This window comes from Denitraticella aggregata (assembly GCF_048158365.1).
Taxonomy (GTDB): Bacteria; Pseudomonadota; Gammaproteobacteria; order Burkholderiales; family Rhodocyclaceae; genus Azoarcus_F.
This window is the reverse complement of sequence record NZ_JBLLNL010000004.1, coordinates 165,237-188,510: the sequence shown is the minus strand read 5'-3', so window position 1 is coordinate 188,510 and position 23,274 is coordinate 165,237. Positions and strand designations below refer to the sequence as shown.

General features: G+C 62.9%; 20 protein-coding genes. 2 read left to right on the top strand and 18 right to left on the bottom strand.

The genetic code is table 11. The features are described from left to right. Positions 1-32: 32 nt before the first annotated feature. Positions 33-1,925: a SurA N-terminal domain-containing protein gene (locus tag ACKVEX_RS07400; RefSeq protein ID WP_473215063.1), complete on the bottom strand. Its 1,893-nt coding sequence runs from the start codon at positions 1,923-1,925 to the stop codon at positions 33-35. A gap of 233 nt (positions 1,926-2,158) precedes the next feature. Here ACKVEX_RS07400 and ACKVEX_RS07395 point away from each other — a divergent pair, with 233 nt between their 5' ends. After that, on the top strand, positions 2,159-2,458 hold the full coding sequence (locus ACKVEX_RS07395) for an EAL domain-containing protein (protein ID WP_473215062.1): 300 nt from the start codon (positions 2,159-2,161) through the stop codon (positions 2,456-2,458). A 58-nt stretch (positions 2,459-2,516) separates the two neighbouring features. On the opposite strand, the gene clpB is transcribed toward ACKVEX_RS07395, so the two are convergent. Continuing rightward, the gene (gene clpB, locus ACKVEX_RS07390; RefSeq protein WP_473215061.1) at positions 2,517-5,105 is read right to left on the bottom strand and encodes an ATP-dependent chaperone ClpB; all 2,589 of its coding nucleotides are present in this window, start codon (positions 5,103-5,105) and stop codon (positions 2,517-2,519) included. Between the two features lie 305 nt (positions 5,106-5,410). On the opposite strand from clpB, the gene ACKVEX_RS07385 reads away from it, so the two are divergent. Continuing rightward, positions 5,411-5,935 (top strand): phasin family protein, encoded by a 525-nt coding sequence (locus tag ACKVEX_RS07385; protein WP_473215060.1) that lies wholly within the window; start codon positions 5,411-5,413, stop codon positions 5,933-5,935. A 57-nt stretch (positions 5,936-5,992) separates the two neighbouring features. Here the strand turns inward: ACKVEX_RS07385 and moaE are convergent, their stop codons facing one another. The 16 genes from moaE to ACKVEX_RS07305 form a co-directional block, all read right to left on the bottom strand. Next, positions 5,993-6,460, bottom strand: a complete 468-nt coding sequence (gene moaE, locus ACKVEX_RS07380) for a molybdopterin synthase catalytic subunit MoaE (protein ID WP_473215059.1) — start codon at positions 6,458-6,460, stop codon at positions 5,993-5,995. A gap of 3 nt (positions 6,461-6,463) precedes the next feature. Next, positions 6,464-6,718, bottom strand: coding sequence for a molybdopterin converting factor subunit 1 (gene moaD / locus ACKVEX_RS07375; RefSeq protein ID WP_473215058.1), 255 nt, complete (start codon positions 6,716-6,718; stop codon positions 6,464-6,466). Positions 6,719-6,725: 7 nt separating this feature from the next. Next, positions 6,726-7,928, bottom strand: a complete 1,203-nt coding sequence (locus ACKVEX_RS07370) for a molybdopterin molybdotransferase MoeA (RefSeq protein WP_473215057.1) — start codon at positions 7,926-7,928, stop codon at positions 6,726-6,728. A gap of 25 nt (positions 7,929-7,953) precedes the next feature. Continuing rightward, positions 7,954-8,442 carry a molybdopterin-guanine dinucleotide biosynthesis protein B gene (gene mobB / locus ACKVEX_RS07365; protein ID WP_473215056.1) on the bottom strand — a complete coding sequence of 163 codons (489 nt, stop codon included), beginning with the start codon at positions 8,440-8,442 and terminating at the stop codon, positions 7,954-7,956. Between the two features lie 63 nt (positions 8,443-8,505). Further along, complete coding sequence (locus tag ACKVEX_RS07360; RefSeq protein WP_473215055.1) at positions 8,506-10,443, bottom strand: ATP-dependent DNA helicase; 1,938 nt, start codon at positions 10,441-10,443, stop codon at positions 8,506-8,508. Positions 10,444-10,459: 16 nt separating this feature from the next. Next, a complete protein-coding gene (gene zapE, locus ACKVEX_RS07355; protein ID WP_473215054.1) occupies positions 10,460-11,572 on the bottom strand; it encodes a cell division protein ZapE in 1,113 nt (370 codons plus the stop codon). A gap of 174 nt (positions 11,573-11,746) precedes the next feature. Then, complete coding sequence (gene lpdA / locus ACKVEX_RS07350; RefSeq protein WP_473215053.1) at positions 11,747-13,171, bottom strand: dihydrolipoyl dehydrogenase; 1,425 nt, start codon at positions 13,169-13,171, stop codon at positions 11,747-11,749. Between the two features lie 11 nt (positions 13,172-13,182). Then, a complete protein-coding gene (odhB, locus tag ACKVEX_RS07345; protein WP_473215052.1) occupies positions 13,183-14,370 on the bottom strand; it encodes a 2-oxoglutarate dehydrogenase complex dihydrolipoyllysine-residue succinyltransferase in 1,188 nt (395 codons plus the stop codon). Between the two features lie 39 nt (positions 14,371-14,409). After that, the gene (locus ACKVEX_RS07340) at positions 14,410-17,238 is read right to left on the bottom strand and encodes a 2-oxoglutarate dehydrogenase E1 component (protein ID WP_473215051.1); all 2,829 of its coding nucleotides are present in this window, start codon (positions 17,236-17,238) and stop codon (positions 14,410-14,412) included. Between the two features lie 150 nt (positions 17,239-17,388). Further along, a complete protein-coding gene (gene gltA / locus ACKVEX_RS07335) occupies positions 17,389-18,684 on the bottom strand; it encodes a citrate synthase (protein WP_473215050.1) in 1,296 nt (431 codons plus the stop codon). A gap of 62 nt (positions 18,685-18,746) precedes the next feature. Then, on the bottom strand, positions 18,747-18,983 hold the full coding sequence (locus ACKVEX_RS07330; RefSeq protein WP_473215049.1) for an FAD assembly factor SdhE: 237 nt from the start codon (positions 18,981-18,983) through the stop codon (positions 18,747-18,749). Next, complete coding sequence (locus ACKVEX_RS07325; protein ID WP_473215048.1) at positions 18,980-19,690, bottom strand: succinate dehydrogenase iron-sulfur subunit; 711 nt, start codon at positions 19,688-19,690, stop codon at positions 18,980-18,982. The genes ACKVEX_RS07330 and ACKVEX_RS07325 overlap by 4 nt, the downstream gene beginning before the upstream one ends. Positions 19,691-19,709: 19 nt before the next feature. Beyond that, positions 19,710-21,503 carry a succinate dehydrogenase flavoprotein subunit gene (gene sdhA / locus ACKVEX_RS07320; RefSeq protein WP_473215047.1) on the bottom strand — a complete coding sequence of 598 codons (1,794 nt, stop codon included), beginning with the start codon at positions 21,501-21,503 and terminating at the stop codon, positions 19,710-19,712. Positions 21,504-21,505: 2 nt separating this feature from the next. Continuing rightward, complete coding sequence (sdhD, locus tag ACKVEX_RS07315; RefSeq protein WP_473215046.1) at positions 21,506-21,853, bottom strand: succinate dehydrogenase, hydrophobic membrane anchor protein; 348 nt, start codon at positions 21,851-21,853, stop codon at positions 21,506-21,508. Then, positions 21,847-22,236, bottom strand: a complete 390-nt coding sequence (gene sdhC, locus ACKVEX_RS07310) for a succinate dehydrogenase, cytochrome b556 subunit (protein ID WP_473215045.1) — start codon at positions 22,234-22,236, stop codon at positions 21,847-21,849. The genes sdhD and sdhC overlap by 7 nt, the downstream gene beginning before the upstream one ends. 116 nt (positions 22,237-22,352) lie before the next feature. Then, a complete protein-coding gene (locus ACKVEX_RS07305) occupies positions 22,353-23,081 on the bottom strand; it encodes a GntR family transcriptional regulator (RefSeq protein ID WP_473215044.1) in 729 nt (242 codons plus the stop codon). Between the last annotated feature and the right edge of the window lie 193 nt (positions 23,082-23,274).

Below are 23,274 nucleotides of genomic sequence, written 5' to 3'. Positions count from 1 at the left end.
CGAGATTGCGCGGGCCTCGAACCTGTCAGGCCTTACTCGGTGCGCAACGCCGTGGCGCGGATCTCGACCGGGTAGCGATCGCGCAGTGACGCGAGGAAGGCGTTGAAGTCCTTCTGAGCCATCAGGCGCTCGTACTGTCCAACCATCGGCGCAAGACGCGCATCGTCGTCGGCCAGTTCGGGTCGATCGACCGACTCCACCCTGTATAGCGCGTAGCCGCCGTCGGGCATCGCGACGCCCACGTGCGCGGGCAGCGCATCCGCCGCCACGCCGAAAACGGCCTGCATCGCGACACCCGGCAGCGTCGGATTGGCGCGTTGGACGCGACGAATCGTGCTCCATTCTTCGTCAGGCGCCTCGCCGGCGCTCACGCGCGCGAGAAGCGCCTCTCCGTGTTCGCGCGTCAGTCGTGCCGCCTCCTGCGCACGAAGCTGCTCCTCGATGGTCTCGCGCACTTCCTCGAAAGCAAGACGCTGCGCGTCCTCGTACTCGACGACCCGAGCCGATAACAGGGTGCCGCGATCGACTTCGATCGCCTCGATATTCTCGCGTCCCTCGTGCGCGTCTGCCGAGAACAGCGCGTTCAGCAGTCGCTCGTCGCGAAAGCCGCCGACGCTGCCGCTGTCACGATCGATCCAGTCGGTCGCACGGATCTCGAGGCCCATCAACTCGGCCGCGGGCTGCAGGCTGTCCGGCTGCTCATACACCGTGTTTGCAAACTGCTCGGCCAGCAGACCGAACTGGCGCGCCACCTCCTGGCGGACGAGCTCGGCGACGATCTCCTCACGCACTTCGGCCAACGGGCGAATCGTGTCCGGATTGATCGCGGTGACCTCGATGATGTGGAAACCGAAGTCGGTGCGCACCGGATTGCTGATCTCCCCGACCTGCTGACCGAACACCGTATCTTCGAAAGGCGCGACCATCATGCCCCGGCCGAAGAAACCGAGATCGCCGCCGACCGCCGCCGAGCCCGGATCCTGCGACTCGGACCGGGCCAGTGCCTCGAACCGGGCTGGATCGTCACGCAGTTTCGCTACGATGGCCTCGGCGCGCGCGCGCGCCTGCTCGACTTCCGCAGCGGTCGCGTCGGCACCCACCTGGATCAGGATGTGCCGTGCCCTTCTCTCTTCCGGCATGCCGAACTGATCCTGGTTCGCCGCATAGAACTGCTCGATCTGCTCGTCCGGAATGCTCAGCCCTGCGCGCACGGCCGCTTCGTCGAGCACCAGGTACTCCGCACGCAGGCGCGGTGCGCGTTCGAACTGGGCGGGATTGGCCTCGTAGAAGGCCCGCGCTGCGCCGTCTTCCAGGCGCGCTTCGGTGATGAAGCGCTGCACGGGAATCGGGATGTCACGGATCTCGCGCTCCTCGAGCTGAGCCTGGACGAAGCGCCGGACCGGCGCACTCCCGGTGAACGCGGTCTCGCCGACGGCCTGCGCGATCTGTTGCACGCGCATGTCCTGTGCCAGGCTCGCCTCGAACATGGCCGGAGACATGCCCTGCGCACGTAGCGCGCGCTCGTAGCGCTCGAGCGAGAAGCGGCCGTCCTCCTGAAACGCAGGCAAGGACAGGATCGTCTCCTGCAACTGCGACGAGGTCACCACCATGCGATTGTCGATCGCATGCATCGACAGCAGGCGCTGGTTGATCAGACCGTTCAGCACGGACCGGCGAAAGGCCTCCGATTCGAACAGGGCCCGATCGAACTGGCCCCCGGTCGCCTCGCGCAGCCTGTCCTGCTGCTCGCGCAGAGCGCGGTCGAAATCGACGACGGTGATCTTCGAGCCGCCGACCGAGGCCACCTCTCCGCCGCCTGGCGATTCGGAAAAGTATGCGTCCATGCCGAAGAAGGCGAAGGGCACGATGATGATCGCGAGAATCACCTGCGAAATGCGCTTGTTTTTGCGGACTGCCTCGAACATCTTGTCTTCCGTAAAAGCCTGCCAGTGGACGCGCTTGCCGTGTTGCCGACGCGTAGCCGCGCATTATCGCATTGAGTCGTCGCGCTGGCCAACCGCAGCTTGCAAGCCCAGCCGTCATCCCCCGCACCCGATCCAGGATCTTTTCCGCGGACAGCAAAGGGCCTTCGCCCGAATCACGAGAACGTCATCCTATAATCGCGCGATGCCCATCGCACCGCGCGTCACGCGGCACCGTGCAGGACGTGACCGCCGCGCTGCTGCCCCGCCTGAATCGCGCCGACGACGCGGCGACGGTCGCAGGCAAGATGCCGGACCGCTTCATCCCGGTCGGGGAGGACGCCGCGATCGCTTCGGCGGCTCTGTCGATGGCGCGGGATCTGGGCATCGAAGTCGTCGCCGAAGGCGTCGAAACCGAGGCTCAACGAGCTTATCTGGAAGCGCGCGGCTGCCGGATCATGCAAGGTTATCTGTTCTCCCGACCGCTTTCGGTCGCGGACTTCGAGCAGCGCTTACCGCCCGGCTCGACCGTCTGACCGCATCGCCCCGTCCGATTTCCTCCCCCTTCAAGGGGGAGGCCAGGAGGGGGATGGGTCAGCCTGTGGTGACCTTGGTGAACACGAACTTGCGGTTGCGCACCTCGGCCCGGATCCTGTCCTTCGCGCCAAACTGACCTTCCAGGATCGCGGTCGCCAGCGGATTCTCGATCCGCTCCTGGATCGCGCGCTTGAGCGGACGCGCTCCGAACACCGGATCGAAGCCCGCCTCGGCGAGCTCGGCGAGCGCTTCCTCATCCACGTCCAGCGTCATCTCCAGCCGCGCCAGACGCTGTTCCAGATACTTGAGCTGGATGCGCGCGATGCCGGCGATGTGCTTCTGATCGAGCGCATGGAACACGACCAGTTCGTCGATCCGGTTGATGAACTCGGGCCGGAAGAAGCTCTTCACCTCGGCCATCACCGCGAGCTTGATCACGCCATAGTCGTCGCCCGCCATCTGCTGGATCATCTGGCTGCCGAGGTTGGAGGTCATCACGATCACGGTGTTCTTGAAGTCCACCGTGCGTCCCTGCCCGTCGGTCATGCGGCCGTCGTCGAGCACCTGCAGCAGCACGTTGAACACGTCCGGATGCGCCTTCTCGACCTCGTCGAACAAAATCACGCTGTAGGGCTTGCGCCGCACCTGCTCGGTCAGATAGCCGCCCTCCTCGTAACCGACATAGCCCGGAGGCGCGCCGATCAGGCGTGCGACCGAGTGTTTCTCCATGAATTCGCTCATGTCGATACGGATCAGATGCTCCTCCGAATCGAACAGGAACTCCGCGAGCGCCTTGCACAACTCGGTCTTGCCGACCCCGGTCGGCCCGAGGAACAGGAACGAGCCGTACGGACGGTTCTCATCCGACAGGCCGGCCCGCGAACGGCGGATCGCATCGGACACCAGCCGCACCGCCTCGTCCTGACCGACCACGCGATTGTGCAGGCGCTGCTCCATCTTCAACAGTTTCTCGCGCTCGCCCTGCATCATCTTCGACACCGGAATGCCGGTCGCGCGCGACACGACCTCGGCGATTTCCTCGGCGCCGACCTGGGTGCGCAACAGCTTGTTCGGCTGAGCGTCGTCGCCGACCTGCTCGGCCGCCTTCAGCTGCGCCTCGAGTTGCGGCAAACGGCCATACTGCAGTTCGGCCAGCTTGTCGTACTGGCCCTTGCGCTGCATCTCGGCCATCTGGGCGCGCAATCGATCGATCTCTTCCTTGATGTGGGCCGAACCTTCGACCTTGGCCTTTTCGGCCTTCCAGATTTCCTCCAGATCGTTGTACTCGCGGGCGAGCTTCGCCAGTTCCTCCTCGATCAGCTGCAGTCGCTTCTGCGAGGCCTCGTCCTTTTCCTTCTTGACCGCCTCGCGCTCGATCTTGAGCTGGATCATGCGACGGTCGAGCTTGTCCATGACCTCCGGCTTGGAATCGATCTCCATCTTGATGCGCGCCGCGGCTTCATCGATCAGGTCGATTGCCTTGTCCGGCAGGAAGCGGTCGGTGATGTAGCGATGCGACAGCTCGGCCGCGGCCACGATGGCCGGATCGGTGATCTCCACGCCATGGTGGATCTCGTACTTCTCCTGCAGCCCGCGCAGGATCGCGATCGTCGATTCGACACTCGGCTCATCGATCAGCACCTTCTGGAAACGGCGCTCCAGCGCGGCGTCCTTTTCGATGTACTTGCGATATTCGTCCAGCGTGGTCGCACCGATACAATGCAACTCGCCGCGCGCCAGCGCCGGTTTGAGCATGTTGCCAGCATCGATCGCACCTTCTGCCTTGCCCGCACCGACCATCGTATGCAGCTCGTCGATGAATACGATGATCTGCCCTTCTTCCTGCGCGATCTCCTTCAGCACGGCCTTGAGCCGTTCCTCGAATTCGCCGCGGTACTTGGCCCCGGCGAGCAGTGACGCCATGTCGAGCGACAGCACCTTCTTGCCCTTGAGCGTCTCGGGCACCTCGCCATTGACGATGCGCTGGGCCAGACCCTCGACGATCGCGGTCTTGCCCACGCCGGGCTCTCCGATCAGCACCGGGTTGTTCTTGGTGCGACGCTGCAGAATCTGGATCGCACGGCGGATCTCGTCATCCCGTCCGATGACCGGATCGAGCTTGCCCGCGCGTGCGCGCTCGGTCAGATCCAGGCAATACTTCTTCAGCGACTCGCGCTGCCCTTCCGCCTCCTGGCTGCCCACGTTCTGGCCACCCCGGACCGCGTCGATCGCGGCCTCGAGCGCGCGACGGGTCAGCCCGTGCTCGCGCAGCAGACGACCGGTCTCGCCCTTGTCGTCGGCCAACGCGAGCAGAAACAGTTCGCTGGCGATGAACTGATCGCCCCGCTTCTGGGCTTCCTTGTCGGTCAGATTGAGCAGATTGCTCAGGTCGCGACCGACCTGGACCTCGCCACCATGCCCTTGCACCTTGGGCAGACGCTCGATCGCCGCCTTCAGCGCGGATCTGACCGGCGGCACGTTCACGCCGGCGCGCTGCAGCAGCGACACCGTGCCGCCGTCATCCTGGTCGAGCATCGCCGCAAGCAGATGCTGCGGTTCGATGAACTGGTTGTCGTGACCGACCGCGATGCTCTGTGCATCGGCGAAGGTCTGCTGGAAGCGTGTCGTGAGTTTGTCGAAGCGCATGGGGCCTTCCTTTGAGTAAGCTGAACTGCATCGCAGATGGGGTCATCGCGGTCAATGTCAACAGCTGTCAGGCAAACCCTGCGGTCACCGCCTTAGATGGCGGGCGAGGTCGGTCCCGGTGTGGAGCACGCGCTGTGCATTCGATCGGTTCCAAACCGGACAAAAGAGCATGGGCTTGTGCTATGTTGAAGGCGAGGCAGTCGCACGACAATCGGTCGAACGGTCAAGCCGTCGCATTCGGGTCAAGACGGCCGGTCTGGAACGCCTCACTCGAAGTCCGAACCCGTTTGAGAGAGGGGAAACCGATGGCAACGATGAAACCGGAGCAGTTCAACGAACTTCAGAAGAAGAATCTCGAGGCGGCGATGCGGCTTGCGCAGATGTCGATCGAGAATTCCCAGCGCATCATGGAGTTGCAGGTCGCGACCGCGAAGAGTCTGTTCGAGGAAGGCGTGAATAACGCCAAGGCGCTCAGCGCTGCCAAGGATCCCAAGGCGATCCTCGAATTGCGTACCCAGTTCGCACAGTCCTCGACCGAGAAGATGCTTGCTTGCGCGCGGGAGATGGCCGAACTCACCAGCCGCACGCAGACCGAGGTCGGCAAGCTGGTCGGTCAGCAGCTGTCGAGCGGCGGGCAGGATGTGTTCGAAGCGATGCAGAAGATGTTTCAGGGCATGCCGATCACCGATCAGAACGCGATGACCGCGATCCAGACGGCGATGGACACCACCCGGAGCGCCTTCGAACAGATGACGCGTGCCTCGACCGAGGCCTTTCAGATGTTCAATCAGCTCACGTCGAACAGCGGCGGGCCCAAGGGCAGGAAATAAGCGGGACCGGTCGCGGGATCCAGAACGGCGCTTCGGCGCCGTTCTTCATTTCACGGGTCAGCGGCGCACGCCCTCGTCGTCCCAGCGATCGGCTGCGCCATCGTCGCTCGCGCGCGCCTCGACCCAGCGCGAGCCGTCGGGCGTGTCTTCGAGCTTCCAGAACGGTGCGCGCGTCTTCAGGTAATCCATGATGAACTCACATGCGGCAAAAGCCTCGCCACGATGTGCGCTCGACACGCCGACGAACACGATACGCTCCCCCGGCTCGAGCCGCCCGATCCGATGGATGACCCTGACCTGTTCGAGCGACCAGCGCGAGCGCGCTTCGACCACGATGTCTTCGAGCGCCTTCTCGGTCATGCCCGGATAATGCTCCAGCGTCATCGCCGAAACCGCCGCCCCGTCGTTGGCGCATCGCACCACTCCGGTGAAGGTGGCCACCGCACCGACTCCCGGGTGACCGGACGACAAGGCGATGGTCTCTGCGCCGATGTCGAAATCCTGCTGCTGAACACTCACCGACATCGTTCAACCTCCGGTGACCGGTGGGAAGAATGCGATTTCGTCACCCGGCGTGACCGAATCACCAGCCAAAACCATGCGGTGATTCACCGCCGCCCTGACATTGCGTCGCGACGCCAGCGCCGACCAGGCGTCGCCGCGATCGGCCAGAAAGGCCTGCAACTCGCCCACCGTGCTGACCCCGGGAGGCAACACGATCGACTCGTCCGCGCGGCCGAGCGTGTCACGAAGTGCTGCAAAATAAAGAATCTTGACCGTCATGATCTCATCACATCAGTTCGACGTAGGGAATGAAACGTACCGTTTCGCCGGCGCTCACCGGCGTAGCGGGGGGCACATCCACCAACCCGTCGGCCCATACGATTGAAGACAGCGCTGCGGGCCCCTGGTGCCCGAACAACTCGACGCCGCCCTGCCCGTTGCGCCGACCACGCAGGAATTCCCGGCGCCTGTCGGGACGCGGCCAATCGAAATCGGCTCTGAGCATCAGCGCCTGCGGCGCGACCGATGTCAGGCCCTGGGTCGCGAGGATGAAGGGTCTGACCATCATCAGGAACGTGACGAAACTGGACACCGGATTGCCCGGCAGGCCGATGAAGGCGGCTGCCCCGACCCGTCCGTATGCGAGCGGTTTCCCGGGCTTCATCGCGATCTTCCAGATCTCGAGCACACCCTCGGCCTCGACCGCGGGTTTGACATGGTCCTCTTCGCCGACCGAAACGCCGCCACTGGTGACGATCAGGTCGTGTCCCTCGGCCGCCGTGCGCAACGCGGTGCGCGTCGCATCCAGCCGATCCGGCACGATGCCCAGGTCGGTCACGTCGCAGCCGAGTTGCTCGAGCAGCGCACGCAACTGAAAACGGTTGGAGTTGTACACCGCGCCGGGCGGCAACGGCTCACCCGGCATGACCAGTTCGCTGCCGGTGGAGAACAGCGCGACCCGGACCCGGCGCAACACGGGCAACTGCGCGACGCCCACCGACGCGGCCAGACCGAGTTCCTGCGGACGCAGCCGCACGCCAGCCGACAGCAACACCGCATTGGCCTCGATCTCGCTGCCGGCGCGACGCACGGTCTCGCCCGGCCTGGGCACATGATTCACGATCACGTCCTCGCCCTGCGACTCGCACAGCTCCTGCATCACCACCGCGTCCGCACCGGCCGGCAACGGGGCGCCGGTGAAGATGCGTGCCGCGGTTCCGGCGTCGTGCGCATGGCCGACACTGCCAGCCGGAATGCGCTGTCGGACCGGAAGCCGGCAACCAGGCGCCGGTACGTCCTCGGCCCGCAGTGCATAGCCATCCATGGACGACGTGTCCAGGGCCGGCACCGATATCGGAGACCGCAGATCGCTGGCCAACACCCGGCCGACCGCGACCATCGTGTCGCACATCGCGATCTCGCGAACAGGCCGCACCTTTTCGAGCAAGGCGGCCAACGCAGCTTCGAAGGAGAGCATCTCGGTATTCATGAAGATCCAGTGTCCTGAGTTGCAACTAAGTGCGGTATTCGAGGATGAAGCTCGCGATCCGCTCTGCGTCATCGAGCGGCAGAACCGGCACGGGACAATCGATCGGGTCCGCGCTCGCGACCGCCACCACGTTCGGGTTCTCGGACCACAGGGGCGGCTTGCCGTTCGCGACCCGATGGACCTCGACCTTGGGAACCGGTGAGGCCTTGAAACCTTCGATCAGCACGATGTCGCAAGGCCCGAGCAGCGCCAGCTGACGGTCCAGATCCGGCTCCGCCTCGTCGCGCAACTCATGCATAAGCACCCAGCGCTGCGACGACAGCATCAGCACCTGACTCGCACCCGCCTCGCGATGCCGAAACGAATCCTTGCCCGGCCTGTCGAGATCGAAACCGTGGTGGGCATGCTTGATGACCGAGACACTCAGGCCTCGGCCGGTAAAGCGGGGAATCAGTTTTTCGATCAGCGTGGTCTTGCCCGCGCCCGACCAGCCTGCGATGCCGAAAACGATCATGTGACGCTGCTGTCAGGGTTCAAATGTCAAAGGATACAGCATGAGCGCCGCGTCGGCGGTCACTCACAACTCACGCAGGAACGCGACCGCGTCCGCCTCCTCGCGCGTCCTGCGCATCGGCGGCAGGCTGCGCCACACGACCTTGCCATAGGGCTTGGCGATCATGCGCGGGTCGCACACGCACAACACGCCGCGGTCGAGCTCGCTGCGGATCAATCGGCCTGCACCCTGCTTCATGCTGATCACGGCGCGCGGCAACTGATAATGCATGAAAGGATTGTGTCCGGTACGCTGCAGGTGCTCGACCCGTGCGGCGAGCACCGGATCATCGGGCGGCGCGAACGGCAGCTTGTCGATGACCACCAGTGACAATGCGTCACCCGGCACATCCACGCCTTCCCAGAAACTCTGGCTCGCCACCAGCACCGCGTTGCCGAGCGTTCTGAACCGCTTGAGCAGCTCGGTACGCGAGCCCTCACCTTGCAACAGAACCGGCAGGTGTTCGCCCGCCGCGACCAATCCATCGCAGACCAGCGCATGGAGCCGACGCATCGCCCGCAGCGACGTGCACAGCACGAACGCGCGCCCACGTGAGGCGATCAGCAGGGGCAACGTGATGCGCGCGACCGCGTCCAGATAATCCGGATGGTTTGGATCCGGCATGTGCTGAGGTGCGTAGAGCAAGGCTTGCATCGCATAGTCGAACGGACTGCCCCACACCGCCGTCTCGGCCTGCGGATCGAGTCCGGACAGACCGAGTTCGTCGCAGTAATGCCGGAAGTCGCTTCCAACCGCGAGCGTCGCCGACGTGAACACCCATGCCCTCGGCTGCGCCTGCAGCTGACGCTGGAACACGCCCGCGACATGCAGCGGCGTGGCGTTCAACGTGACCGACTGCGCGTAAACCTCGACCCAGCGGATGAACGCGTCCGGACCGGGTACGCGCCAGCGGTGCAGCCGCTCGACGATCTCCGCACACCGCCGCAGACAGTTGGCCAGACCCTCCGACCGTTCGGCCTGTGTGTCCAGCACCGCGGCGAACCTGGTCAGCTCCACCTCCAGCGCGTCGAGCGCAGGCGTGAACCCGGGTCTGTCCGCGACCTGCGCGAGCGACATCTTTCCCGGCTCGACCGGGAAGGCCAGGCGCAGGTCCCGCACGCCCTTCTCGAGCGCACGGGTCGCATCGATCAGAGCACGACAGTCTGCGGCACCGGCCAGCGTCTCGGCACGCGTGTCGCGCGCGAGTTCGAGCAACTGGGCGGTGGACACGCTCTCGCCGAAAAACAGGCTCGCGGTCTCGGGCAACTGGTGGGCCTCGTCGAAGATCACCGCGTTGCACGCGGGCAGCAATTCACCCAGGCCCTCGTCACGCAACATCACGTCGGCGAAGAACAGATGATGATTGACCACGACCACGTCGGCGTCCATCGCGCTGCGGCGTGCGGCCAGGACGAAGCATTCCTTGACGTTCGGGCATTCCTGACCCAGACAGTTGTCCCGCGTCGAGGTCGCCGCGATCCAGGCCGGGGAGTCCTCCCGGACGCCGGCGCATTCGGCCTTGTCACCGGTGGACGTACTCAGTGCGAAGCGACCGATCGCGCGCAGGTCGGCCGCATCCTGGGCACTCTGGAAACGCCCGTCCCGCGCATTGCGCGCAAGATGATAAGGACACACATAATTGGCTCGCCCCTTCAGCAGCGCGATCGATGCCGGCACCTTGAGCGCCGCCCGGACCGTGGGCAGATCCCGATTGAACAGCTGATCCTGCAGGGTACGGGTCCCGGTCGAGACGATGACCTTGCCGCCGGCCAGCAGCGCCGGTACCAGGTACGCATAAGTCTTGCCCGTGCCGGTGCCGGCCTCGACCACCAGCACCCGATTGCCCGCGAGCGCGTCCGAGATCCGCACCGCCATGTCGAGCTGCTGCGCACGCGGCCGAAAGCCCGGAATCGCCTGCGCAAGCGGCCCATCGATGGAGAACGCCTGCTCGACGGTCGTCATGAACCCGGGGCGCCGATCATTCGACCCGGTGTGCCTCGGCGAGATAATCGCGACTGCGCATCTCCATCAGGCGGCTCACCGTGCGCGCGAACTCGTTCGCGTTGTGCCCCTCGGTGTAGAGATCGTAGGCCTCGACGTCAGCACTCATGATCAGCTTGACCCGATGGTCGTACAGTACATCGATGAGCCACGTGAAGCGTCTGGCCTCGGACGCGTTTCCGGCCGACATCTTCGGCACGCCGGACAGCAGCACGGTGTGATGTTCCCGCGCGATCTCCAGGTAGTCGTTCTGCGAGCGCGGCCCACCGCACAATGTCTCGAAACCGAACCAGATGACCCCCGGCGCGTGGCCTACCACTGGCAGGGAGCGACCGAGTATCTCGACCGTTCCGGCGACCAGTTCGGTCGCCGACAGTCGCCGGAAATCCTCGCGCATCTTTCGCGCCGCCACGTCGTCGGCCGGGATCAGATAGATCTCGATCTGTTCCAGCGTACGCAGGCGATAGTCGGTGCCATGGTCGATCTCGACGACATCGAAGCGGCGCTTCATCAGTTCGATCGTAGGAATGAAATTGATTCGCTGCAGCCCGTTCGGGTACAGTCCGTCCGGCGGGTAGTTCGATGTCATGACGAAGATCACGTTACGCTGCAGCAGTGCCTCGAGCAGCCGGCCGAGGATCATCGCATCCGCGATGTCGGATACATGAAACTCGTCGAAGCACAACAGACGCGTATGCTGCGCGATCTTGTCCGCCACCTTCTGCAGAGGATCGGGCTCGTTCTTGAGCAGCCTCAGTTCGTTATGCACCTCCTGCATGAACGCATGGAAATGCACGCGACGCTTTCGCACATACGGAATCGCGTCGAAGAAGCAGTCCATCAGGAAACTCTTGCCCCGGCCCACGCCGCCCCAGAAGTACAGGCTGCGCGGCACCTGCGGCCGCGTGAACAGCTTTCGCAGCGTGCCGCGACGCGCTGCCTTGAACCCGAGCAGGTCGGTATACAGGTTCTGCAGCCGTTGCGCAGCGGCCCGCTGGGCTGGATCGGACTTGAACCCGCGCGTCTTGAGCTGCGCTTCGTAGGCGTCGATCATGCCGTGCTCGGCGACGTTGAGAACTCGATGAGGCATCTTCTGTCAGCAGCGTAACCAGGACTGGATCGAAACACGCGGATCGTACGGCATCCCCGCACCGATTTACAGACTCATTGCAGGACGTCACCGCGTCCTGCAGGCCGGAATCGAAAAAGGGGTGAGGCGCGAGTCGGCCCGCGTCACTCACCCCTCCTGACACTACAGGACGAATCAGGCGTGCAACGGACGCTTGAGCACGGCCAGACCCGACTCGTGCACCACTTCGGACATGGTCGGATGCGCATGGCAGATCCGCGCCAGATCCTCGCTGCTGCCGGCGAATTCCATCGCGACCACCGCCTCGGCGATCATCTCCGACGCGTTCGCACCGACGATATGCACCCCGAGGATCCGATCCGTCTTGGCATCCGAAAGCATCTTCACGAAACCCTCGGGCGCGGCCATGCCCATCGCGCGTCCATTGAACGCAAACGGGATCTTTCCGGCACGAAAGTCGACGCCTTCGTCCTTGAGCTGCTGCTCGGACTTGCCGACCCATGCGATTTCGGGACTGGTGTAGATCACCCATGGCACCGTGTTGAAATCGCAGTGGCCAGCCTGACCCGCCATGACTTCGGCTACCATCACGCCCTCTTCCATGGCCTTGTGCGCCAGCATCGGGCCCCGGACGACGTCGCCCACCGCCCACACGCCCGGCAGGTTGGTTCTGCAGTGGTCGTCGACCTCGATCATGCCGCGGTCGGTCACCTTCAGTCCCACAGCATCCGCGTTCAGGCCGTCGGTGTTCGGAATACGGCCGACCGACACGATCAGCCGATCCGCATCGAGCTTTTGCGCCGCGCCGTCCTTGTCGGTATAGGTGATCGACACGTTCTTCTTCGTCGCCTTGACTTCGTCGATCTTCACCCCGAGCTTGATGTCCAGGCCCTGATTGGTGAAGATTTTGAGCGCCTCCTTGGCCACGTCCTTGTCGCACGCTGCCAGAAACTGCGGCAAGGCCTCAAGCACGGTGACTTCCGCGCCAAGACGCCGCCAGACCGAACCCATCTCCAGACCGATCACGCCGGCTCCGATCACTGCCAGCTTCTTGGGCACCGCCTCGAGGTCGAGGGCCCCGACGTTGTCGCACACGATCTTGTTATCGACCGGAATGCCCGGCAGGTGACGCGCCTTCGAACCGGTCGCGATGACGACCTGCCTGGCGACCACGGTTTCGTCGCCGACCTTGACTTCCCAGCCCTCGCCCTTCTGACCGACGAAGCTGCCATGGCCATTGATCAGCGTGACCTTGTTCTTCTTGAACAAGCCCTTGATGCCACCGGTGAGCTGGTCGACGATGTTGTTCTTGCGCCCCAACATCTTCGTGACATCGATCTTGGGTGTGCCGACCGTGATGCCCTGATCCGGGAAGGCATGACCGGCCTCCTCGAACATGTGCGAGGTATGCAGCAAGGCCTTGGACGGGATGCAGCCGACATTGAGACAGGTCCCGCCGAGACGGGGCTCACCCTTGGGGTCGGCGTATGGATTGGACTCGCAGCAGGCGGTCTTGAAACCGAGCTGCGCCGCGCGGATCGCCGCGATGTAGCCGCCGGGGCCACCACCGACGACGAGAACGTCGAATTCTTTGGACATTGATTTCTCCATCAAACGTCGAGAATCAGGCGAGCCGGATCTTCCAGCGCTTCTTTCATCGTGACCAGGCCCAGCACGGCTTCGCGGCCATCGATGATGCGGTGATCATAGGACATCGCGAGATAGTTGATCGGGCGGATCACGATCTGACCATTTTCGACCACCGGGCGGTCCTTGGTGGCATGGATGCCGAGGATCGCGGATTGCGGCGGATTGATGATCGGGGTCGACAACATGGAACCGAACACCCCGCCATTCGAGATCGAGAAGGTACCGCCGGTGAGTTCTTCCATGGACAGCTTGCCGTCCTTGGCCTTGGCGCCGAACTCCGCGATCTTCTTCTCGATGTCCGCAATCGACATCTGATCGGCGTCGCGAATGATCGGCACCACCAGACCGCGCGGCGACCCGACCGCGATGCCGATGTCTATGTAGCCGTGATACACGATGTCGTTCCCGTCGACCGAGGCGTTGATGATCGGGAATTTCTTCAGCGCGGCGACTGCAGCCTTGACGAAGAAGCCCATGAAACCCAGACGCACGCCATGAGCCTTCTCGAACTTGTCGCCATACTGCTTGCGCAACGCCATGATCGGACCCATGTTGACCTCGTTGAAGGTCGTCAGGATCGCATTCTCGTTCTTGGACTGGAGCAGACGCTCGGCGATGCGCGCACGCAGACGCGTCATCGGCACACGCTCCTCGGGCCGATCGCCGCTGACGACCACGGCCGGCGCCGCAGCAGCCTTGGCCGGGGCGGAGGCCGCGACCGCATCTTCCTTCGTGACACGACCGCCGCGACCGCTGCCTGCCACGTCCGACGCAGCCACGCCCTTCTCTTCCAGGATCTTGCGGGCGGCCGGACTGGCACTGCCCGCGGCAGCCGACGGAGCGGCGGCCGGCGGTGCCTTGACCGCCGGAACCGGCTCGGCCGGTTTCGCGTCACCGGCCGCGGCCTTGGCTTCGGTATCGATCTGCGCGATCAGTTCGCCCGACGTCACCGTGTCTCCATCGGCCTTGATGATCTTGACCAGCACGCCATCGGCCGGGGCCGGTGTCTCGAGCACGACCTTGTCGGTCTCGATGTCGATCAGGTTCTCGTCGCGCGAGACCGCGTCGCCTTCCTGCTTGTGCCAGGAAACCAGCGTGGCTTCGGACACAGACTCGGACAATTGCGGCACTTTTACTTCAATCAGCATGGAATTCTCTCCCCGTGTATCCAGATTTTCTTGATTGGATCAGTCCTGGATCGGACCGAATGCGTTTTCGATGATCTCTTTCTGCTGCTGGTTGTGCTTTGCGTAGTAACCGACCGCGGGTGCCGCTGCGGCAGGCCGGCTGACCAGCAACAGCTTGCGCTTGGAACCGAGCACGTTCATCAGGTGTTGGCGCGACGCGAGCCAGTACCAGGCACCCTGGTTGCGCGGCTCTTCCTGACACCACACCACTTCCTTCGCGTTCGGGAACTGGTCCATCGCGGCCGCGAAGGTGTCGACCGGAAATGGATACAGTTGCTCGAGGCGCACCAGCGCCGTGTTGGTGATCCCCTGTTCGCGCCGGTAGGCGAGCAACTCGTAGTAGATCTTGCCCTGGCACAGCACGACGCGCTTGACCTTCTTGGGATCGAGCGACTCGTATTCCGGGATGACGGTCTGGAAGCGACCATGGGCAAGGTCTTCGAGCGAACTGATCGCTTCCTTGTGACGCAGCAGCGACTTCGGCGTGATGATCACGAGGGGCTTGCGGACCTTGCGGATCATCTGACGGCGCAGCAGATGGAAGATCTGCGCCGGCGTGGTCGGGATGCAGACCTGCCAATTGAACTCGGCGGCGTTGTTGATGATGCGCTCCAGACGCGCCGAAGAGTGTTCGGGCCCCTGCCCTTCGAAGCCGTGCGGCAGCATCAACGTGAGCCCGCACACGCGACCCCACTTGGCCTCGCCCGAGCTGATGAACTGGTCGAGAACGACCTGTGCGCCGTTGACGAAGTCACCGAACTGCGCTTCCCATACGACGAGCTGATTCGGTTCCGCCGTTGCATAGCCGTATTCGAAGGCCAGCACCGCCTCTTCGGACAACACCGAGTCGTACAGGTGGAACTCACCCTGACCTTCCTGGATGTGCTTCAGCGGCAGGTAGATGCCGTGGTCCCATTTCTCGCGCCGCTGGTCGTGCAGCACCGCGTGACGGTGGAAGAAGGTTCCACGACCCACGTCCTCGCCGGAGATACGCACACCATAGCCCTGCGCGACCAGCGCCGCATAGGCAAGGTTTTCACCCATGCCCCAGTCGAGCGGCAGTTCGCCCTTGCCCATCGCGGCACGGTCGTTGATGATCTTCTTCACGCGCGAATGCAGCACGAAATCGTCCGGCAGGGTCGTCAGGCGCTCGGACAGGCGACGCGCTTCCTGGATCGGAATCGACGTGTCGGCCTCATCCGTGTAGGGCTGCTTCAGGAACGGCGACCAATCGACCGCGTACTTGCTGCTGTGTCCCGACAGCACCGGGTTGTAGAGCAGTTCGCCACGATCGAGGTGCTCACGATACTCGGCGATCATCCTCTCCGGCTCGGCGGCTGCGATGGAACCCTCGGCGACCAGACGATCGGCATAGATCTGGCGCGTGCCGGGATGCTTCGCGATGCTGCGGTACATCAGTGGCTGGGTCACCATCGGCTCGTCCTGCTCGTTATGGCCGAGCTTGCGGTAGCAGATGATGTCGACGACGACGTCCTTCTTGAACTCGTTGCGGAACTCGACCGCCAGCGCCGTCACCAGTGCGACCGCTTCCGGGTCGTCACCGTTGACATGGAAGATCGGTGCCTCGACCATCTTGAAGATGTCGGTGCAGTAAAGCGAAGAACGATAGTCCCTCGGATCGGACGTGGTGAAACCGATCTGGTTGTTGATCACGATATGAACGGTGCCGCCGGTGCCGTAGCCGCGGGTCTGGGAGAAGTTCAGCATCTCCTGGTTCACGCCCTGTCCGGCCACCGCCGCATCGCCGTGAATCAGCACGCCGACGACCTCCTTCTTGGCCTCGTCGCCGCGCCGCACCTGGCGCGCATAGACGGAACCCGCGACCACCGGGTTGATGATCTCGAGGTGCGACGGGTTGAACGAGAGGGTCAGATGCACCGGACCGCCCGGGCTCATCACGTCGCTGGAGAAACCCATATGGTATTTCACGTCGCCCGACGACAGTTCCTGGGCCGACTTGCCCTCGAACTCGGAGAACAGCATGCTCGGCGACTTGCCAAGCGTATTCACCAGCACGTTCAGACGGCCTCGGTGCGCCATGCCGATCACGATCTCCTGCGCGCCGAGACTGCCGGCGACACGGATCACTTCGTCCATCGCGACGATCGCCGACTCGCCGCCTTCGAGCGAGAACCGCTTCTGGCCGACGAACTTGGTGTGCAGGTAGCGTTCGAGCGACTCGGCCGCAGTGACCCGTTCCAGGGTCCGCTTCTTCATCTCCACCGAGAAGCGCGGCGTGGCACGAATGCTTTCGAGCCGGCTCTGGATCCAGCGCTTGTGCCGGATGTCGGACATGTACATGTATTCCGAACCAATCGAACCGCAATAGGTCTGGCGCAGAGCTTCCAGAATCTCGCGCAAGGTCGCGTGTTCGGTCGAGAAGCCATGAAAGGACCCGACGTTGAAGCTCTTGTTCAGGTCGGTCTCAGTGAAACCGTAGTAGGATGGCTCAAGTTCGGCAATGTCGGGGCGCTCGGTCCGCTTCAAAGGATCGAGGTTGGCCCATCTGTTGCCGAGAAAACGATATGCGTTGATCAGTTGCAGCGTGCTGACCTGACGCTTGTCGTCTTCACCGGCGGAAACGGTGCGAACCCTGCCCTGTTTGGCCATCTGCGCGAAGGCTTCGATGACCGGGCTGTGAGCGACGTCACGCACCGCCGCGCCTGCCTGCGCCTGCAGTGAATCGAAATAATCCCGCCACGTATCCGGGACCGAACCCGGGTCGGCGAGATAGCTCTCGTAGAGTTCCTCCACGAACGGCGCATTACTGCCGAACAATAGGGATGTGGATCTTTGCTCTTTCATCATGTTAGTGCCACCTGCTGACTTCCAGCTTTGAGTTGTCCGGTAAACCAGCCTGCCCGGAAACGCGTCAAGCAAAACGCGGGATGATCGCTCGACGCGATCATCCCGCGGCTCCTACGGACGGGATAGTTGCCCCTCTCTGTCCATCGACGCTTATGCGCGCTCGCCCAGCGACGGCACGTCACGACGCGCGGCGCCGACATACAACTGACGCGGCCGGCCGATCTTGTACTCGGGATCGGTGATCATCTCTTCCCACTGCGTGATCCACCCGACGGTTCGCGCCAGCGCGAAGATGCAGGTGAACATCGAGGTCGGGATGCCAAGCGCCTTCTGCACGATGCCGGAATAGAAGTCGACGTTGGGGTAGAGCTTCTTCTCGACGAAGTACTCGTCTTCCAGCGCGATCTTCTCCAGTTCCTTGGCGAGCTTGAACAGCCGGTCGTTCTCGAGACCCAGTTCACCCAGCACGTCGGCGCAGACCTTACCCATCAGCTTGGCGCGCGGGTCGAAGTTCTTGTAGACCCTGTGACCAAAGCCCATCAGCTTGAAGTTGTCGTTCTTGTCCTTGGCACGCTTGATGTACTCGCCGACATGCGACACGTCGCCGATCTGCTCAAGCATGGTCAGACAGGCCTCGTTTGCGCCGCCATGCGCCGGGCCCCACAGGCACGCGATACCGGCCGAGATGCAGGCAAAGGGGTTGGCACCCGAGGATCCCGCAAGGCGCACGGTCGAGGTCGACGCGTTCTGCTCGTGATCCGCGTGCAGCGTGAAGATCAGGTCGAGCGCACGCACCAGCACGGGGTTCGGCTTGTACTCCTCGCAAGGGGTTCCGAACATCATGTGCATGAAATTGGCGGTGTAGTCCAGATCGTTGCGCGGATACATGAACGGCTGGCCGGTGTTGTACTTGTAGGCCATAGCGACGATGGTCGGCAGCTTCGCGATCAGCCGGTGCATCGAGATGTTGCGATGTTCCTGATCGGAGAAATCCATCGCGTCATGGTAGAAGGCAGACAACGCGCCGACCACACCGACCATTATGGCCATCGGGTGGGCATCACGACGGAAACCGCTGTAGAAGCGGGTCAGCTGATCATGCACCATGGTGTGGTTCTTGATGGTGTTCTCGAACGCGACCTTCTGCTCCGCGTTGGGCAGCTCGCCGTTCTTCAGCAGAAAAGCGACTTCCAGGAAGTTGCACTTGTCCGCGAGCTGTTCGATCGGGTAGCCGCGGTACAGCAGTTCACCCTTGTCTCCGTCGATGTAGGCGATCGTCGACTTGCAGCTCGCCGTCGAGAGAAAACCGGAGTCGTAGGTGAAAAGGCCCGTTTTTGCCCCCAGGGTGCGGATGTCGATTACATCGTTTCCATGGGTCCCGACCATGATCGGAAATTCGACGGACTTCCCGTCGATGGTCAGCGTTGCGATGCGTTCAGTACTCATAGGTCACCCCTTATTTACTTTTCCGTGGTAACAACTCTCTCTCCAATGGTCCCGGCCTGCGCTCAGTGCTCGGCCAGCAGTGCAACCATCTCCCTCCAGCGTTCCTTTTCGCATGGCTTGCTGCCATTTACCATGGCCCAGATGTCGTAGTCATCGCCACCGAGCAGATCGTCCAGGTCCGCCAACTGATCCTCGGTCAGAGAATCGAAATGTCTTTCGAGGAAACGCGTGAACACCAGATCGAGCTCGAGTAGAGCACGACGGCACTGCCAGCGCACACGCCCCCTGTCGATCGTCATACCGCCCGCGCCACCATCATGTCCTTGATCTTGCCGATGGCCCGCGTCGGGTTCAGCCCTTTCGGACAGACATCGACACAGTTCATGATCGAATGGCAGCGGAACAGCCGATACGGATCCTCCAGGTTGTCCAGCCGCTCGGTGGTCGCCTGGTCACGCGTATCGGCCAGGAACCGATAGGCAGCCAGCAAGCCGGCCGGCCCGACGAACTTGTCCGGATTCCACCAGAACGACGGGCAGGCGGTCGAGCAGCATGCACACAGGATGCACTCGTACAAGCCGTTCAGTTCCTCGCGATCTTCCGGCGACTGCAGCCGCTCGCGCTCCGGTGCCGGATCGTTGTTGACCAGGTAGGGCTTGATCGAATGGTACTGCTTGAAGAACTGGGTCATGTCCACGATCAGATCGCGGATGACGGGCAGCCCCGGCAATGGGCGAAGCACCACCGGCTGCGGGAGGTCGTCCAACGCCGTCAGACAGGCCAGCCCGTTCTTGCCGTTGATGTTCATCGCGTCCGAACCGCACACGCCTTCACGGCAGGAACGACGGAAGGACAGGGAATCGTCCTGACCCTTCAGTCGCACCAGCACATCGAGGAGCTTCTTGTCGGAAGGCTCCAGCTCGACGGTGATGTCCTGCATGTATGGCTTCTCGTCCTTGTCCGGATCGTAGCGATAGATTTTGAATTGAACGCTGCGCTTGGTCATGTCGATGAATCTCCCACGATCAGTAGGTGCGCTTGGCCAGCGCGATCGGTTCGGTACCTTCGTTCAGCGGGTTCAGGTTGACCGGTTTGTAATCCAGACGGTCGCCCTCGCTGTACCACAAGGTATGCTTGAGCCATTCATTGTCGTTACGGCCGTTCGGAAACTCCGCCGTATCCGGTGCGTCGTCACGGACATGCGCTCCGCGCGACTCCTTGCGCGCCTCGGCCGAAACGATAGTGGCGCGCGCCACCTCGATCAGGTTGTCGAGTTCGAGCGCTTCGACCCGCGCGGTATTCCAGACCTTGGACTTGTCCTTGATCTCGGTCCGTTTGGCCCGCTCCGCAACCTCGGAGATCTTCTGCACGCCTTCCTTCAGCAGCGCGTCGAAGCGGAACACACCCGCATGTTTCTGCATCGTGCGACGCATCTCCAGACCCACGTCGAACACGCTTTCGCCGTCGGTCTGTGACTCCAGTCGCGCGATTCGGGACAGCGAGAAGTCAGCCGCATCGGCAGGCAGCGGACGCAGACTCAGATTGCCGCTCTGCAGGTCCTCGACGACGGTCTCACCGGCCGACTTGCCGAACACCAGCAGGTCGAGCAGCGAGTTGGTACCGAGACGGTTCGCACCATGCACCGACGCACACGCGCACTCACCAGCCGCATAGAAACCGACCACGGGCGCATTCGGGTTGCCGTCCTTCGGCGCCACGACCTGTCCCTTGTAGTTGGTCGGAATGCCGCCCATCTGGTAGTGGCAGGTCGGCACAACCGGGATCGGCTCCTTGATCGGATCGACGCCGGCAAACTGGATCGCGATCTCGTGAATGCCCGGCAGGCGTTTCATGATGGTCTCGGGCGCCAGATGGGTGATGTCGAGCAGCACGTAATCCTTGTCCGGGCCACAGCCACGTCCCTCGTTGATCTCGGTGGTCATCGCGCGCGACACGATGTCGCGCGATGCGAGGTCCTTGAGGTTCGGCGCGTAGCGCTCCATGAAGCGTTCCCCGCTGGAATTGCGCAGAATGCCGCCTTCGCCGCGCACGCCCTCGGTGATCAGCACGCCGGCACCGGCCACGCCGGTCGGGTGGAACTGCCAGAACTCCATGTCTTCCAGCGGCACGCCGGCGCGCGCAGCCATGCCGACACCGTCGCCGGTATTGATGAACGCGTTCGTGGAGCTGTGATAGATCCGGCCGGCACCGCCGGTGGCGAACACGGTCGCCTTGGCATGGAAGAGGGTGACTTCGCCGGTCTCCATTTCGAGGGCGGTCACGCCGAGCACATTGCCTTCACCGTCACGAACCAGGTCCAGCGCCATCCATTCGACGAAGAACTGCGTGTTCGCGCGCACGTTGCGCTGGTAGAGCGCATGCAGCATCGCGTGACCGGTCCGGTCGGCCGCGGCACAGGAGCGCGAAACCGGTGACTGTCCATAATTCTGCGAATGGCCGCCGAACGGGCGCTGATAGATCTTGCCGCTGTCCGTGCGATCGAAGGGCATGCCGTAATGTTCCAGTTCGACCACGACCTCATTGGCCTTGCGGCACATGAACTCGATCGCATCCTGGTCGCCGAGCCAGTCCGACCCCTTGACGGTGTCGTACATGTGCCAGTGCCAGTTATCTTCGGTCGAGTTGCCCAGCGAGGCGGCGACGCCGCCCTGCGCTGCCACGGTGTGGGAACGGGTCGGGAAGACCTTGGTGAGCACGGCGGTCTTCATCCCCGACTCGGCCAGTTGCAGCGCGGCGCGCAGACCCGCACCCCCCGCGCCGACGATCACTGCATCAAAGGTACGCTTGGCTACACTCACGCTCAAAGCCTCCACAGAATCTGGGCAGCCCAACCGGCATAGCCGATGAGCAGGAACAGGACCACCGCATGACAGGCGAGACGGATGCCGGTCGGCTTGATGTAGTCCATGAATATGTCACGCACCCCGATCCACGCGTGATAGAACAGCGCAAGGAAGAACAGGAAGGTGAGAAAACGCATCAAACCGCCGGAGAACAGCCCGGACCAGGCTGCATGACTCATTTCCGGCAGGCCGAGCGCGGCGATCGCGAAGATCACCGTGAAGATGGCCATATAGACCGCGGTCGCACGCTGACCGATCCAGTCACGCAGCCCATAGTGCGCGCCTACGACGATACGCTTTACCATAGCATCACTCCAATGATCAGGGTCAGCGCAATGCTGACTGCAAGCACGATCCGCGAACTCTTGCGGGCGGCCTCGAGATCGCCGCCGACATGCAGGTCCAGCAACAGGAAACGGATACCCGCGCAGAAATGGTGCAGATAGGCCCACAGCAGGCCGAACAGGATCAACTTGAAGAACCAGTTGGAAACATACGACTTGTAGACCTCGAAGGTCTCCGGAGAACCGAGACTGCGATCGAACAGGAACAGCAGGAACGGCAGTAACAGGAACAGGCCGGCTCCGCTAACCCGATGAAGAATCGAGACGATACCGGGCAACGGCAAGCGAATCTCGTTCAACGCCAGGAACTTCGGCCGCGGCTTTCGCACTGTGGCTTCTGACATATCTTTACACCCCTCGATGTGCGGCCGGTACAGCCGCGTTTCTCCCAACTGCAAAAACAACGCGAATTATAGACACGCTTTGCGTCCGAACCGAGCGCGAAAACATCGATTCGACATCAATTCAGTTCATTCAGATAGTAATGATCGTCTGTCAGGTAAAGGCCGCGACGCCATTCGACCGGTCTGTCACCGTAGGTGTAGGTCACCCGTTCAACCGACAGCAGCGGATGCCCCTCGGGGACGTGCAGCACATCACCGACCGAACGGTCGGCCGCTACGGCGCGGATACGCTCCTGGGCGCGGATCATGCGCAGGCCGAAGCGGGTCTCGAACAGGCTGTAGAGGGATCCGCTCCAGGACTGCAGGACTTCGAGCGTGAGCCCCTGGAACACTCCGCCCGGCAGATAGATTTCATCGACGACGACCACCTTTCCGGCAAATTTCAACAGACGTCGCACGATGATGATCGGGTCGCCCGGCCGGATGTCCAGCATACGCGACGCCTCCTGACCGGCCTTGGCGCGCCAGCAGTCCAGTGGCACACTCTCGGGTGACGTGATGTCGCCGCCCATGGGGACCAGGCGCAGGAAGCGGAAGAAGGCACGAGGATCGTGATGGGAGGCCACGTAGGTACCCTTGCCCTGCTTTCGCACCAGCAGGTTCTCGGAGGCCATTTCGTCGACCGCTTTGCGCACCGTTCCCTGCGAAACGCTGAATCGTGCCGCAAGTTCCTGCTCGCTGGGAATCACCTGTCCGGGACGCCATTCGCCTGCCTCGAGGGCCTGCATCATCAGGTCCTTGATCTGGCGGTAAAGCGGACTGAAGGTGGGCGCTTCGGGAATCATCGCGCTATTTCAGCATAAAATTCCAAAGACGTCTATCAGTCGTCTTGTATCTTATATAAGATATAAGACAGCAATTGACATCCGGCCTGGTTGCTTCTAACATCGTTCAGCCCGTATCTCAGTGTATTCCGGTCAGGCAGTCCGAATCCGCCGCCGCCTGACGCCGAACTACCGCCGGGTGCGATTTCGAACC

Excerpts from the sequence above, each read along its gene's own strand:
- sdhC (WP_473215045.1), bottom strand. The coding sequence starts at position 22,236 with ATGTCAGAAGCCACAGTGCGAAAGCCGCGGCCGAAGTTCCTGGCGTTG.
- ACKVEX_RS07400 (WP_473215063.1), bottom strand. The coding sequence starts at position 1,925 with ATGTTCGAGGCAGTCCGCAAAAACAAGCGCATTTCGCAGGTGATTCTC.
- ACKVEX_RS07325 (WP_473215048.1), bottom strand. The coding sequence starts at position 19,690 with ATGACCAAGCGCAGCGTTCAATTCAAAATCTATCGCTACGATCCGGAC.
- moaD (WP_473215058.1), bottom strand. The coding sequence starts at position 6,718 with ATGACGGTCAAGATTCTTTATTTTGCAGCACTTCGTGACACGCTCGGC.
- odhB (WP_473215052.1), bottom strand. The coding sequence starts at position 14,370 with ATGCTGATTGAAGTAAAAGTGCCGCAATTGTCCGAGTCTGTGTCCGAA.
- mobB (WP_473215056.1), bottom strand. The coding sequence starts at position 8,442 with ATGATCGTTTTCGGCATCGCAGGCTGGTCGGGCGCGGGCAAGACCACG.
- ACKVEX_RS07385 (WP_473215060.1), top strand. The coding sequence starts at position 5,411 with ATGGCAACGATGAAACCGGAGCAGTTCAACGAACTTCAGAAGAAGAAT.
- gltA (WP_473215050.1), bottom strand. The coding sequence starts at position 18,684 with ATGAGTACTGAACGCATCGCAACGCTGACCATCGACGGGAAGTCCGTC.
- moaE (WP_473215059.1), bottom strand. The coding sequence starts at position 6,460 with ATGTCGGTGAGTGTTCAGCAGCAGGATTTCGACATCGGCGCAGAGACC.
- ACKVEX_RS07360 (WP_473215055.1), bottom strand. The coding sequence starts at position 10,443 with ATGACGACCGTCGAGCAGGCGTTCTCCATCGATGGGCCGCTTGCGCAG.
- ACKVEX_RS07370 (WP_473215057.1), bottom strand. The coding sequence starts at position 7,928 with ATGAATACCGAGATGCTCTCCTTCGAAGCTGCGTTGGCCGCCTTGCTC.
- clpB (WP_473215061.1), bottom strand. The coding sequence starts at position 5,105 with ATGCGCTTCGACAAACTCACGACACGCTTCCAGCAGACCTTCGCCGAT.
- sdhD (WP_473215046.1), bottom strand. The coding sequence starts at position 21,853 with ATGGTAAAGCGTATCGTCGTAGGCGCGCACTATGGGCTGCGTGACTGG.
- ACKVEX_RS07340 (WP_473215051.1), bottom strand. The coding sequence starts at position 17,238 with ATGATGAAAGAGCAAAGATCCACATCCCTATTGTTCGGCAGTAATGCG.
- ACKVEX_RS07305 (WP_473215044.1), bottom strand. The coding sequence starts at position 23,081 with ATGATTCCCGAAGCGCCCACCTTCAGTCCGCTTTACCGCCAGATCAAG.
- ACKVEX_RS07330 (WP_473215049.1), bottom strand. The coding sequence starts at position 18,983 with ATGACGATCGACAGGGGGCGTGTGCGCTGGCAGTGCCGTCGTGCTCTA.
- lpdA (WP_473215053.1), bottom strand. The coding sequence starts at position 13,171 with ATGTCCAAAGAATTCGACGTTCTCGTCGTCGGTGGTGGCCCCGGCGGC.
- zapE (WP_473215054.1), bottom strand. The coding sequence starts at position 11,572 with ATGCCTCATCGAGTTCTCAACGTCGCCGAGCACGGCATGATCGACGCC.